The 13,613-nt window shown below is 57.8% G+C and carries 6 protein-coding genes and 6 pseudogenes; 7 read left to right on the top strand and 5 right to left on the bottom strand.

Features of this window, described 5'->3' with window-relative positions; translation table 11 throughout:
• Positions 1–1,514: 1,514 nt before the first annotated feature.
• Positions 1,515–1,931, bottom strand: coding sequence for a GNAT family N-acetyltransferase (locus tag AC0L2Z_RS33800; RefSeq protein WP_473630448.1), 417 nt, complete (start codon positions 1,929–1,931; stop codon positions 1,515–1,517).
• Positions 1,932–2,565: 634 nt separating this feature from the next.
• On the opposite strand from AC0L2Z_RS33800, the pseudogene AC0L2Z_RS33795 reads away from it, so the two are divergent.
• The 4 genes and pseudogenes from AC0L2Z_RS33795 to ehuB all read left to right on the top strand — a co-directional run.
• Positions 2,566–2,738 (top strand): annotated as a pseudogene (locus tag AC0L2Z_RS33795) (CapA family protein); the annotation flags it as partial.
• A gap of 287 nt (positions 2,739–3,025) precedes the next feature.
• Positions 3,026–3,415 (top strand): annotated as a pseudogene (locus tag AC0L2Z_RS33790) (transposase); the annotation flags it as partial.
• Between the two features lie 685 nt (positions 3,416–4,100).
• Positions 4,101–5,315 carry an ATP-grasp domain-containing protein gene (locus tag AC0L2Z_RS33785; protein ID WP_473630449.1) on the top strand — a complete coding sequence of 405 codons (1,215 nt, stop codon included), beginning with the start codon at positions 4,101–4,103 and terminating at the stop codon, positions 5,313–5,315.
• Between the two features lie 1,220 nt (positions 5,316–6,535).
• Positions 6,536–7,381: an ectoine/hydroxyectoine ABC transporter substrate-binding protein EhuB gene (gene ehuB / locus AC0L2Z_RS33780; RefSeq protein WP_473630447.1), complete on the top strand. Its 846-nt coding sequence runs from the start codon at positions 6,536–6,538 to the stop codon at positions 7,379–7,381.
• A 592-nt stretch (positions 7,382–7,973) separates the two neighbouring features.
• Here ehuB and AC0L2Z_RS33775 read toward each other — a convergent pair.
• A pseudogene (locus AC0L2Z_RS33775) lies at positions 7,974–8,746 on the bottom strand (IS5 family transposase).
• Between the two features lie 96 nt (positions 8,747–8,842).
• On the opposite strand from AC0L2Z_RS33775, the gene AC0L2Z_RS33770 reads away from it, so the two are divergent.
• A complete protein-coding gene (locus tag AC0L2Z_RS33770; RefSeq protein WP_473630446.1) occupies positions 8,843–9,550 on the top strand; it encodes an antitoxin Xre/MbcA/ParS-like domain-containing protein in 708 nt (235 codons plus the stop codon).
• Positions 9,551–9,931: 381 nt separating this feature from the next.
• Positions 9,932–11,028: pseudogene (locus AC0L2Z_RS33765) on the top strand (porin).
• A 291-nt stretch (positions 11,029–11,319) separates the two neighbouring features.
• On the opposite strand, the pseudogene AC0L2Z_RS33760 reads toward AC0L2Z_RS33765, so the two are convergent.
• Positions 11,320–11,520 (bottom strand): annotated as a pseudogene (locus tag AC0L2Z_RS33760) (IS66 family transposase); the annotation flags it as partial.
• Between the two features lie 120 nt (positions 11,521–11,640).
• Between AC0L2Z_RS33760 and AC0L2Z_RS33755 the strand changes: the two are divergent.
• Positions 11,641–12,402 (top strand): annotated as a pseudogene (locus AC0L2Z_RS33755) (IS5 family transposase).
• 137 nt (positions 12,403–12,539) lie between these two features.
• On the opposite strand, the gene AC0L2Z_RS33750 reads toward AC0L2Z_RS33755, so the two are convergent.
• Positions 12,540–12,911 carry a hypothetical protein gene (locus AC0L2Z_RS33750; RefSeq protein WP_473630445.1) on the bottom strand — a complete coding sequence of 124 codons (372 nt, stop codon included), beginning with the start codon at positions 12,909–12,911 and terminating at the stop codon, positions 12,540–12,542.
• A 401-nt stretch (positions 12,912–13,312) separates the two neighbouring features.
• Positions 13,313–13,613, bottom strand: a 301-nt coding sequence (locus tag AC0L2Z_RS33745; RefSeq protein ID WP_473630444.1) for a M20/M25/M40 family metallo-hydrolase, incomplete at its 5' end; no start/stop codon positions are given.

The raw sequence follows: 13,613 nt of genomic DNA, 5'->3' as shown, positions 1-13,613 counted from the left end.
GTTGAGATTTGGACCTGATCTGCAGATCCCATACCGGCCAGCGGCTCTGGAAATGCCGCACATGAAGGCCTGACAGAAGACCGCACTCGATCACACGTCAAAAAGGGCGGCCAGAAGCCTCTTGCATTAAGGGCGGCAACCGGCAACCAGAGCATATACACATTTGGTGCGGCGGATTGACTCGGTGGAGATGGGTCGGATTCCGCGATTGCGGGCTGTATGGTTGTTTCGTGACGTTCTGATTTGGGAGAGCGTCGCCGATGTAGACATGCCAGGACTGGTCCGTGGGTACGTTTGGAGATCGTCATCTCGATAAAGGGGGGCGGCGCTGTTCAAGGCATGGTGCTGCGCGAAACGGTGTGCTTGCGCCGGCTTGCCGAAGGCAACCATTAATCCGGTTCGGGTGCTTTCTGGGCTGTGAATCGGCGTGCAAATTGACTCGACAGGCAGGGGCCGATTGATGCGAACAAGGACGTCTCGTGAGCCGCTGCGAAGACTGGCGGCCGTGCCTCGAACCGTAGAGCGCTTCCGCCTTTGTGTTCGGCCAGAGCAGTGTCCTAAAAGTCGAGAATAATCGAATCGGCTCGAGGATTGCGTGCGGCTTAAGAAGTGCGTGCTTTTTCCGCGTGACGCGCGGTGTTTGCTGGAACAAAGAGAAGTGGGCGAGTGCCTCCGACATCCAGAAGGAAATGCGATCGCTCTGGGCGATCTATGAACCAGATGCCTTTCTCTGGGTCACACAAAGCTATTGCCTTATCGAAACCCGACGCCGTAGCTCGGCTGGACGACATCGCGTCTTCTCCGCGCGTCGTGGCGATCGTATGCGGAGATGAAGACCTCAGCCGATCTGGGCTGTGATCCAGGCTCGGAAACCGTCAGCGCGGTGAAATATCGGCATGTTCATGCCCCCCCGCGCTTCACGGCACGCCGCTCGGTCTGGTGCGGCTCTATCGCGGATTTTATGATCTCGAGAGATATGGCTGGTTTGTTCGTCGAGTGCCGCGCGACAAACAAGATGAGAAAGAGCGTCAATCGGGATTAGAATGCGCGGCTGCTGCTGTGACGGAATGTTGGCGTAGCCCGAATGCGGTTACGCCGCCCAGGTTCCCCAGGGGCTGGCGTGGGTCGATCGCGATCGGCCCGGTATTGGGTGATTTTCCGAAGAGGGGAATCACTTTGTGCGGGGTTGCCACGTAAACGATCACCAGATGAGGCTTTTCATGAACTTGCGTCAGACATCGCCGTGGCGGCGGCCAAGGCCGGTTCAGCACTGCGACAGCCTATTGTATCGAGAACGGATCCCCACCTGCCGGCACCATTGGGGCTGGGTAAGGGATTTTCAGCCTGCGGGTCAAAGCTGAAGGGATGACGGCGGTGAGCAGCACTGTAGCGTGAGTTTGAAGTGGGCCATGCCGCACCGCGGTGCATTTCAGATCCGGCGGGATCGGACCCCAGTCAGCCGTCGAGGCTTTTCAAATCCCCGTCTGAACTGAAGGCCGATGGGTGCCGGTAGGCTAGCACTCGCGCGAAAACCAGAATGCGTCTGGTATGCGTGTCATGCCAGCGCTTTCATAGAAGCCGACAGCGTCGGGCTCGGAGATCAAGGCTATGCCGACGGCAGGTCCGAGTTGCCTGTGCGCTTCATCAAGCAGGCCCATGCCGATGCCGAGCCCTTGCGCCGATTTCGAAACGGCAAGCTCGGAGATATAGCAGACCCAAGACAAGTCGGTGAGGCCGCGGAGAACGCCGACCAACTTCCGACTGGGCCGATTGAGCCGCGCGGTCAACACCAGATCGGCATGGCCAAGCATCGCCTGCAGCCGCAGCTCGCCATGGGTCGCGCCCAGGCCGGATTCGGCCAACACGCGGGAGAACTCGGCGGCGTCGAGGTCGGGCTCGCTAGCGTAGAGGATTTCAGGACGCTTCCTCATATCAACTCCTTAATGAGGCATCCACTAAATAAACTCGAAGTGGCGCGCATCATTTTGCCAACACCTTAAGGCCGCAATTTGTTTTCTCAACAGATGTATCGACTTTCTGAGATAGTCGAAGATTTGCGCTTGAGATAAAAATGCTGCGTCCGATTCTGCGCAGGCCTTCGTTTTCTTTTGAACGTAACATCAGCACGTCGCTTACATGCACGTCAGGCCGTCCTTCAACCTTGCCCGTCGGGAAGGGCGAACTCACGCTCGGCACATTGATTGGCTTCGATCAGATTCGCTTACTGAGAAAATTTCACTACGAACTCGATAATTTCGGGAGGTGCAATTTCCTGGGTCCCTCCCCGCATGACGGGCGCGCGACCGGAAAGCATTAAGGCTCTCCCTGATCGTGCGTGATGTGAACTATAATCAGCAGCAGCCTCTCCTTTAGCCAATTTTGGCGCTGCTCTGCGGTTTTTGCACGGCAAGCTCGGCCCGTGCGCCTACCCAGGATGGTAGTGTCGTCACTGGCCGTTCTTTAGTAACCCCGTGTCGCACAACTGCTTGGAGAGAGGGGAAGGACAGGCGCGTCACCGTGCAAGCTGGTCAGGATAAAGGCGAACGGATTTGATTGGAACAGCCTGTGGAGAAACATTCCTACGAAACCGTTGTCATCCGGTGCAGCGGGGTGATGGTCATGATACGGCTGGTTCAATTGCAACGAACGTTGCGGACCGCTTCACGATGGTAGCTGTTGGCGACCTCATCTTGTCTCGGGCGTTAACCAAAAACCACAATCGTGGATTCGGCGACATCGAATAGAGAACCACTGTCACGAGCCCGGGAATTGGAGCCAGAAGCCAGCTGCCTACGAACAATCGTTTGCAGGCAGATGAGCGATGATCTCATGATCAGCCTGCCAGCCGTGGCGCGCCTGATCAGCCCGGGCTCATGTCGGAAAACTGCAGCGACTAAGCCGCCAGCTACACTAGACGTTATGACCGTGGCCTGAGCGGCGGCCCGTCCTTAGTCTTTGCAGCTGTGAGCAAACGGGGGTTGCTCGGGAATGCCGAGCCGAGCCCCAGCAAAGGAAGGACGGGCCATTGGCAGAAGATAAGGTTTTTTACGTCGGTGTCGATGTTTCGAAAGCCAAGCACGCGATTGCGATTGCGGAGGGTGGCCGGGAGGGGGAGGTCCGCTATTTCGGCGAGATCGAGGCGACACCGGCGGTGGAACGCTTCGTGCGTAAGCTGGAGCGCAAATATCGGCGCCTCTATTTCTGCTACGAGGCCGGCCCAACTGGCTACGGACTTTGCCGCCAGATCGTTGAGCTCGACCACCGCTGCGATGTCGTTGCGCCATCGCTGATCCCGAAGCGCCCGGGCGAACGCGTCAAGACGAACCGACGCGATGCGGTCACCCTGGCACGGCTGCTGAGGGCGGGGGTGCAGACCGGGATCTGGGTTCCGGACGCGGTGCATGAAGCGGTGCGCGCCGCTTGTGCTTCTCCCTTAGCATCAGAAAGCTGGTTCCTGCAGTTCCGCGCAAAAGCCTGCATCCGGCTCATGCCCCCTATACGCCGTCCACTGTCCGCCCAGTCATCAGGCTCCCGACGGACTTGTCCCGAGAGATCCACATGCCCTCGGTTGTAGTGGTATCAAAGAGTTCTAACGACGCGTCATCGAAGGGTTTGCTTGCGCTCATCTTCCGGATGCCTACCTGCCCCGGATCATGTCCGCGGCTTTTGTCCCAACGCTAACCACCATGGCTCTTCTACCACAGCAGCTTGGGCTGGTTTGAGACCCGCTCCTGAAAGCCGATCCCGAGGGGCCTACCCTCATCTTTCACGCAGCTTCTCAGCATGTTGTCAGTTCGCCATCGAACCTCCTTCTGCTTGCTGCAGCACACTATGGACGGAAACTAGACTAGTTCCCGGGACACGATCTCGCCGCATGATTGTCACTTGCAATTAGGTGTCCTCCGAAATTCAATCATACGCTCCGTGAACACGGGCTGTTATCAAACGCTGCAACAGATCCTTCAAATGAATTTACAGAATCTTTGCGACTGCAAATCGCTGACGATGGTACCTTCACCCAGTGTCTGGCACGACTGAAAAAAGCTGATGCCGATCTCAGCGACCTGCCGCACAGCACTCATCGTGGAAGTAAACAACCAATGGCAAGAAGAGCGCTCATCTTGGTTGAAGGCACAAAAGGTAATGGTCTGCAGTTCGTCCAAGCTGCCCAGCGTCTTGGTCTTCATCCAATTACCCTGTCGGCTGATCCAGCTCACGACGACTACCTTGCTGCGGAAGGGATCGAGGCAATCCATGTCGACACGGACAATCTCGACGCACTGATTCACGAATGTTCCCGGCTGCGTGAGACCTATGACATTGCTGGGATTACGAGCGACGAGGAAGCGGTCTATGCAACAGTTGGAAAGCTCTGCCGGCATTTCGATCTACCGGGGCCGAACCACGCATCGATTGAACGATGCTGCGACAAATTCACTCAACGACAACTCCTCGCAGAGACCGGCGTTCCAATACCGGCTTATCGCTTGGCAGCGAATGCGACGGAGGTAGAACACTCTGCTGCGGAGATCGGGCTGCCGGTGGTTGTTAAGCCAGCTGTAGGCAGCGGCAGCAGCGGTGTCCGATTGTGCCGCAACGTCGATGAGATAGCCGAACATACAACCTATCTGTTGGGCGGGAATCACATATGGCGGTCTTGGCCAAGGATACTGGTCGAAGAATTCGCAGAAGGCCCCCATTATACCGCTCAGACAATGGGAAATGAGGTCATTGGGATTTGCACCGCTGACTTCGGCTCTCTCCCGCACTTCGTCTATCGTCAGTTCACCTTTCCGGCGCCGCTGACTGATGACGAGCATAAGCGTATCGCCGACGTTTCGCTGAGCTGTTTGCGAGCTCTCGGCCTTTGCTGGGGGCCAACGGCCATTGAATTCCGGTGGACGAAGCGTGGCCCAGTCGTCATCGAAGTCAATCCGCGTCTTTCTGGCGCGCCCGATCCTCAACTCGTTCGGCTGGCTTACGGGGTCGATCTCATCTCCGAACATGTCAAACTTGCCATCGGCGAGGAATGGGATTTACGCAGAAGGCGTTCGCAAACTGCGGCCGCGCGGTTCCTGATTCCTCATCGCGATGGCATCCTGGATTGGATCGACAACGACAGTCTAGCGGCTACTGTACCAGGTGTCGCCGAGGTCAAGTTATATGTTAAGTCCAAAACGCCGATCATCAGGAAAGGCGATTACCGAGATTCGATCGGACATGTCATCGCCTCTTCACCCAGCCTTGCTCAGACCGAGGCGATTCTTCAGCGTGCCGTCGACTTAATCAGTTGGTCGATCATTGCTGGCGAATAGGAACAATCTGCGGCCTATCACCTCCCCGCACTAGGTCAGGTGGCGCCTGTAAAAGCTGATGGTCGCCGAACATCGGTGGAATTGAGAGCAAGAGACGGATGGCCGAAACGTGATAACAGGCTCAGAGACTGAGAAGTCTTTGCAGGGACCTACACTCCCTGAAAACTAAAAGTGTGTGGAGTTTTGCGTGAACAGATTTTTCGGTGACACGACAGTGGAACGGCCTGCAAAACGCCCCGTCTCGCATCATCAACTCTCGCTGTATCTCGTGAGCGAGAGCCAGACAAAGCGAACCGCCGAATTCGCTGAGCGGCGCAAATGTCGCTGGCGAAATTGGATCCGCGTCTGTCCGCGACACTGCTCGTTCAATCTACGCTTGCTTATAAATTGTCCCATTCCTCTATTGTCAGAAGTTGCCGCATTGAAGGCAAGGAGAGCGGCTAATGCGCGCAGTGCGGCCGTGCTATCCGGCCATTTAATAATGTGCCGCATCGAGCCCAATCGCTTTCCATCACGAAAACTATGATCCCGCATCATTTGGCGAATAGTGTGAGTGGTGTCGCCTTCGGGCATCGCGAGTATTGCTCGTCCGGAACCGGCCGCTCGATCCTGCTCGGGTGGGCACCCACGCGCCAACAGCCGTCGCTATGCCGAGCAAGAGGACTGCGTCGCTACCGGGGATTTACGCCCGGGGCTTGTACCTCCTACCAGGTGTGTACGAACGAGACAGATAAACGCGGGTCGGCTACGTCAACCGTAATGCAATTGCGGGCCGCCGGTTCGAGATTGAGTTTGAGGCGTATCTGGACTCGGTGGCCGCGCGAGATTCTCTTCGCACGCATGACCCGCTGGACTGCAATCGTTCCCGCGCCCTGAGAGACGATGCTGGGCTGTAGCGTGTCCGACCGATATCAGCACACAGCGAGAAAACACCGATTTCCTGAGTTGATAGGGCATGATTCGCACAAAGCGGCCGACTTACGCTACTACATTTATGAGGGGGCACTGAACGGTCGGTATCAAGATTGGGCTGGAAAGCCCAAGGGGTATCTGGGCGCGATTTGAAACCCGCATCACAAGGGGAACTGCCGCACTTTGATTCATGTGAACGCATGGAGTGAACGTCGTCTCAGGTATTTTTTGTGGGACAAGCGGCGAAACAAACAGAGGAGACTTACAGGATGGACAAGTGGGAACACCTCAGAAACAGGAATGATCACGTGAGACGTGCAATCCTGAGGGGAATGGCTGCACTCGGCATAGCGGCGATGGCAATCGCCTCTTTTGCCGGTTCGGCTTCGGCGCAGTCGCTGCTCGAGAAGATCAAGAACGGAGAGACGGTAAGGATCGGCTTCTCCAACGAGGTCCCCTGGGCCTATCCTGGCGAGAACAATGAGCCACTCGGCTTTGTCAATGCGATGACGATCGACATCCTGAAGAAGCTGGGCACAACCAAGGTCGAGCCGGTCGTCACCGAATGGGGCTCGCTCATCCCCGGCCTGCAGGCCGGTCGCTTCGACATAATCACGGGCGGCATGTACATCCTGCCGGAGCGCTGCCGCAACGTGCTGTTCACCGAGCCGCTCGGCACCTTTGCCGACGCGCTGCTCGTGCCGAAGGGCAACCCCGAAGGACTGCACTCCTACCAGGACCTACGCGACAAGGGCCTCACCTTTGTCATCACCGCCGGCTCCAGTTACGTGAAAACCGCGAAAAAAGTCGGCATCCCCGACAACAAGATCATGCAGGTCGCCGGAGCGGCGGAGGTCCTGCAGGCTGTGAAGGCTGGCCGCGCCGCCGGCGGCGGCGGCGCCTATTTCACCTTGAAGGAAATTGCCGATAAGGATGACAGTGTCGAGTTGGCCGATCCGTTCACCCCGCCCGAGATCCGCGTCTATCCCGGCCTCGCCTTTCTGCCCAATCAGCAGGCAGAGGTCGACGCGTTCAACGCGGTGCTGAAAGACTATATCGGTTCCGACAAGATGATGGCGTGGGTCGGCAAATACGGCTACACTAAAACCAACCTGCCGGACGGCAGCAAAACCGCCGACCTCTGCAAGGGCTAGATATGAGACCGGCGGGAATTGCCGTCCAGAGCCTGACTCGCCACCCCGGCTTTGCGGCCGGGGAGCGCCCGGCGGGGGGGAAGGACATGAGCGAAGTCGCATTCGACTTGAGCGTGGCCCGCTGGCAAAAGGCGTCATGATCACCCTTGTCGTGACCCTCGGAGCATCTCTGGTGGCGATCCTTCTGGGGGCCTGATCTGGGTCTACCCCCGTTGGCTGCTGCGCTGGTTCGGCATCGCCTATATCGAATTCTTCGCGGAACGGCGATGCTAGTGCAGCTCTACTTCTGGTTCTTCGTGCTGCCTATCTTCGGGGCGCGTTGTCGCTCTGGACCATGCCAAGCCGACACGGGAACCTGACTGGTGACGATCGCGGAGGGGCGTCCATATCGCTCCTCAGGATTTCGAGGAGGTCCTGACGGGCCTGTGTCAAGGCGTTCCAGGCCAGACGTAGAAGATGAGCAGCTGCACGCGGATGAGGCTTTTTGTGGATCTTGGGCACCGCCTGTCACCGCGGGCTAGAGATTGGCGAACACCCGCGCAGTACTGATAGAGCGGGGAACGTCGCGGTAAGAGCCCGTTTGGGATGTGGTTCAATGGATGATTCTGCGCAGCAAGAGACTTCCCATGGCGACGTTGATAATGGCTTCGTAGTCGCGCGAGGTGGCGCCAGCGCATGACTCAGCCGAAGGTTCACTCGACCACCCAACGCGTGGGCAGCACCTTGAAGCCGGGCTCGATGTAGATACGGCGCACCACTTCGATGAAGAAATCGAGGAAAACGGCTTTGTCCAGCAATTGTCTACGATCGTAGGTGCCGTCGGCGAAAAGATGCTGGTCCATGGCCAGCGCTTGTGGATAGCCTCATGGATCATTTGCGCGCCGGCGCTGTCGGAGATATCGGCCGGCTTGAAGCGACTATCAGCAGCTGCCAGTCAGTGTCGACCGCGATGTGGCGCTTGCGCCCGACCGTCTTCTTGGCCGCATCATAGCCTCGCTCGGCGCCGGGCGTAGGTGCCTTAACGGTCTGGCTGTTGACAATACCGGCGCTCGGGCTGGCTTCGCGCCCGGCTCGCTCGCGATGCAGTATCAGGGCGAAGTTGTGGATCGTGCGAAACAGCATCAGCCCTACAAAGCGCCGGAACCACCAATAGACCGTCTGCCAAGGCGGAAAGTCTTTTCGGGAGCAATCGCCAGCCGCCGCCCGTGCGCGTCACGTAGCGGATCGCGTTGAGAACCTCGCGCAGGTCAACGCTCAGCCTGCGGCCCACCTGGCCGGCTTCGGCAGCAGCGGTGCAATCCGCTCCCATTCCTAATCGGTGAGATCGGTCGGATAATGCTTCATCTTCCGCTTGATCCGGGCCATCCGGCCTCGCGTCTGTTGTGTTCACGTACTGGCCCATAATCACAATTCGATGGTGCAGGGAATCAAGCGGTTCTTACGCGGCAGGGGGAGCCCCACATGACAAAATCCTTTGATTTTGAAAATGAACCTCGCCAGGACGAGCTTTCAAGCTTAGTTGCGAAAGAAGTCAAGCGCGTTCTGGTTCAGTACGATGAGGTTCTAAAGGAAAGAAGTTCAATCTCATCGCGCAAGGGGACTGGCAACATCGCTGGCACAGATCTTCTTTCGCTAACTCGTCAAAAAGCGGTTCATGACGATTTGACCGCCCTGGCCTCCGAATTTGTTCGCAGGCTCGCAGCCGAAGCAGCGCGTCATTCCAATGACAGCGCCGGTGCGGCGGCTTCGCTCACGGCGCGAACCGAGGGCGCGCATGGGTGCGCAGCTTTAAAAGTGCGGGATCAACAAAGCGATTGCCTGCGCATTGAAGACTGGGCGGGTCAGGTTGCAGGGCCCACCTATCTGGAAGAACACTTCGGCATACCGCGATCGAAATTGCATTTGTGGCAACGACAACGATGTAGTTGCGTTGCGAAATGGCGAGCGCAAGCATGTGTTCCCCTTGGCTCAGTTCATCGACGGCAGGCCTGCGCCAGGGATACGACAAGTGCTCTTCTTGATCGCCAATCCCAGACAGACGTGGTTTTGGCTGACCTTCCCTTCACCTCGGCTCGATGGCCGAATCCCCATAGAGATGCTCCGGCAAGATCTGGCTGCAGAAGTCATCTGGGCTGCACGAGAATTTTCCTCGACATGAAGCACAACTGACGAAACCAACTGCAAATCAGTGCACCGGCAATCGGTTGGTCCCGCCGTAGCCTGTGAAAGCCCCATTTGAGCGCCGCCTGCGCCACTACGCACTGGCTGATGAATTTTGCAATATCGTGCGAACTGTCCAGCTGTCGTTTGTATACTTTGCACGATTTGCAATATATATTCCATATTCGTGGGCATATTCGCAACGGTATTGTGTATATCTCTGTGTCACGCGCCGTATATCTTGAATTATTCAATATCCCGGATAGCAGTCAAACTGCGAGGAAGCTGCGCGATGCGCATCTTTTTCGATCGCGGGGAATGGGGAGGGATGCTGTCTTTCAACAAAGAAGATTCCCTGGCCCTTTTTTTAATTTTTGGGTGGAGATCAAAATGAACGTCAAGAGCCTTCTTCTCGACTCCGCTGCCGCCTTGGCCGCGGTCACCGGCGGACGCGCGGCCGATGCCGTTACTGTCGCCGAGCCGGAACCAGCTGAGTACGTCAAAATCTGCGACGTCTATGGCGCCGGCTATTTCTACATCCCTGGCACCGAAACCTGCCTGCGCATTGGTGGCTATGTCCGCTGGGATGCTTCGGCGGTGAGGAAGGTTCGTTCGACGGCCGCGGTGCTATCGACCATGAGGATGGCAGCATCAACGATACCTGGCACAAGAGGGGCCGCTTCTCGCTGAAGACCTGGACTGGTCAGGAAACAGAGCTCGGCACCTTGAACACCTACACTCAAACCAAGTTCAGCTATTCCGACGGCAGTAACAGCAGTTGGCTGGTCTTTGCCTGGATTCAACTCGTGGGCTGCGCGTCGGTAAGGACGAATCGGCCTTCGATACATTCATCGGCTACGCCGGCAACGTCATCCAGGATACGGTGGTTCCCTGTGGCGATTTCGACACCAACGTCGTGCAGTACTACTTCGACGCCGGCAATGGCTTCTCGGCCGTGGTCTCGCTCGAAGAAGGCTCTTGCGCGGTCGGCACAATCGACAGCTACGTTCCGCATGTCGCCGGTGGCGTGAAGTACACGCAGAGTTGGGGGGGCGATCACCGGCGTCGTTGCTTATGACAGCAACTACGAAGAGGTGGCCGGCAAGGTTCGCTTGGACGTGACCCCGGCGCAGAACCTGGCACTGTTCGTTATGGTCGGCTACGGCACGGACGACAACCTCACGGATCCGACCTATGCAATCCCCGCCGGCGGCCGCGGCTTCTACAGGCAGTGGGGCGGCAACTGGGCAATCTGGGGCGGTGGAACCTACACCATCAACGAAAAGACCTCGTTCAATGCCCAGCTCTCCTATGACGAGGACAAGAACTTCGGCGTTGCGGCAAATATCGCCTATGACATCGTTCCGGGTCTCACGATCACGGCCGAAGTCGACTACATCGACGAAGGCGACTCCAACTGGACTGGTATTCCGGCCGGTGACGATAGTGCGATCGGCGGTATCCTCCGCTTCCAGCGCTCGTTCTGAAAGATCGAAGCATTGAACCATTGAACCATAGCGCCCGTCGCATAGGATTGCGTGCGCTAGACTCGCCAGTCCAGCCGGTGTCGGCTAAGCGGGATCCCCAAAAAGGTCTCATCGGCGGCTCCTTCCGAAGTGCCTAGGTCCGCACCTCCGGGATCGAAGCCTGCCGCCGATGCGAAGGGCGCCCTTGATCAAGGCGCCCTTCATTCTAGCCATATCCAACGATGCCGAGTGGCGAGGTAAGAGGAGGAGCATAGGATGTGAAACCTACCCACGTGGACTGGCGTCACCTCGGCGCGGCTCGAGCTCGTTCATTTTGGTCGTCTGAACGAGCATGACAATGATCGGCCAGGTTGGCTGCCCGCAAAGAGGCTGTTCTTTCTTGCAAATTGCTCGCTCGACCGTATTGGAGTCGATCTCGATACTCCCGTCGATCAGGAAGTGTTCAAGGACGATCCGTCTGGAGATGGCTTAGCGGATCGCCTCGGCGAACTTTGGACTTACTTGCCCTCGGCTTCGTTCAATCCCATTCTCAAACGGGCTCTAATCTAAACTAAGAGTCCGTTTGGAAAATCGAGGGTGTTGGGGTTTTGCGGTGAAGCGATGATTCAAGCTCTGTGGACCGAGCAGAGCCGCGGGCGAATGGCCCAGATCGCCAAGAAAACCAAGCGCTACCCATCCGATTTGACGGACGAGGAATGGGGGGCAGATCGCTTCGCTAATGCCCAAGCTTGGGCGTCGCGGCCGTCCGCGCGAGGTTAAATTCCGGGAGGTGATCAACGTCGTGCGCTACCTGGTTCGCTCCGGTTGCGGTTGGCGGATGCTGCCGATCCATTTCGGGCCCTGGCAGACGGTCTACGGCTGGTTCCGCGAGTTGGCGCGACGCTTTCTGTCCCGAACCATCCACTGCCGCTGATGCTGGATCGCGAGCCGGCTGGGCGCAAGGTCAGTCCCACGGCTGGCGTGATCGACAGCCCGTCGGTCAAGGCTCCGCAAGCTGAAACAAGGGGTTACGACGCCGGCAAGAAGATTGTCGGCCGCAAGCGACACATTGCCGTCGATACGGATGGCGGCTCTTGATGGTCAATCTCACCACTGCCGACATCTCCGACAGCGCGGGGGCTCAGGCGGTCCTGGACGGCAGCCGCAAGCGACAGCGCCTATGACCGGCTGAAGGTCATGGACAAAGCCGCCGATCGCACGACCAGAAAGGGTTCCAGGTCCTGCCCCGCCGCTGGGTCGTCGAGCGCACCTTCGGATGGATGACGCGCTGGCGACGCCTCGTGCGCGATTATGAACAGCGCATCGAACGTCTCTCACGCCATGATCCTCGTCGCCATGGGTGGAAACCTTGTCCGACGAAATGCCCATCCCTGATTTTCAAAACGGACTCTAAGCGCCGTTCTTATAAACATCGGCTCGGCCGGCTACGATTTCAACGCTGGGCAGTCGATCTCTTGTAACAACCGCGCCAGGCTAGCCCCGTGCCGACCGCGAGCTTCCCTACTGCAAGCCTAGTCAGAGTTGCGAGCGCCGCGCCCTCGAAGGCCGCAGAGGCCTGCAGAACACCAAGATTTACCGATCTGCAGACCAACAGGCAGCCCGCTCTGGGTAAATCCGCATGGCACGCTTGCGTTCGGGTTCCAGGACATGTTGAACGGATAGGTGAATCCGCCCACAGGTTGGAATCCTAGGGATGGGTCGGACACGGCATCAACTTCTCGGCGAGAAGGGCAGCGACCGAAACCGACGGCGTGCAGGAAGTACCAGTCCTGGAACCAGCAATGTATATTCTCGACGTAGCGCATTTTGCGCTCCCGCATCTCTTGATACTGCCCGATGAAGACATCTTTGGACTGCTTGATGCACGAGAGGCCAGGGTCCATGTCCACCTCCCATTTCGGAAACCGGGGCGGGGGCCGCTTGATGAGCAGACCAGAAGAAACGGATCAAATCCGGCCCGTCCTCGCCCAGGGAGTGGCTACTTCTTCGACGATCGCGCCAAGCTCCTCAAAACGCGCAGCGGCGACCTTCACGAGTGACGCGAGTTCAGAAACGACGCGCCCAACGCCTAAATCTGGCTGTACACAATTCGGCTGCTGCGGGCATGCGGATTGACACCGTCCCGACTGCCCTGGTGCATGAAGTTGCGGCGGATACCGGCCAGGTTGTCGTCGATGTCCCGCGGCGTCAGAAGCTTGCGACCGCGCCGACGCCGCCGAAGAGGCGCCGGCATTGAAACCGAGCTTGCAAGGGTTGTTCAGCTCGGTGATGCGAGCTAGTCTAGCTAAGACCCGAGTGAATTTTCAACGAGTTTAATCCAGAACGATGTTCCAAACTGAATCGCCTCGTCGCTGAAATCGAAGCCAGCGTGATGTACGCTGGCGCTATCGCCATTCCCGCAAAAAATGAAGGCACCCGGTCGCGCGTCCGACATGAAGGCGAAATCCTCGCCCCCTAAAATCGGCAGTATGTCGAGCACATTGCCCTCACCGGCCACGTCCTTCGCCGCCTTGATCGCCATCTCGGTTTGCGAGGCGTGGTTGAAAACGACGCCATGGTCGCCTTCAAGACTCAGGTCTATCCTT

The sequence above is a fragment of the Mesorhizobium sp. WSM4850 genome (assembly GCF_055811735.1).
The sequence above is the reverse complement of the archived record's forward strand: the minus strand, read 5'-3'. Positions and strand labels throughout refer to the sequence as shown.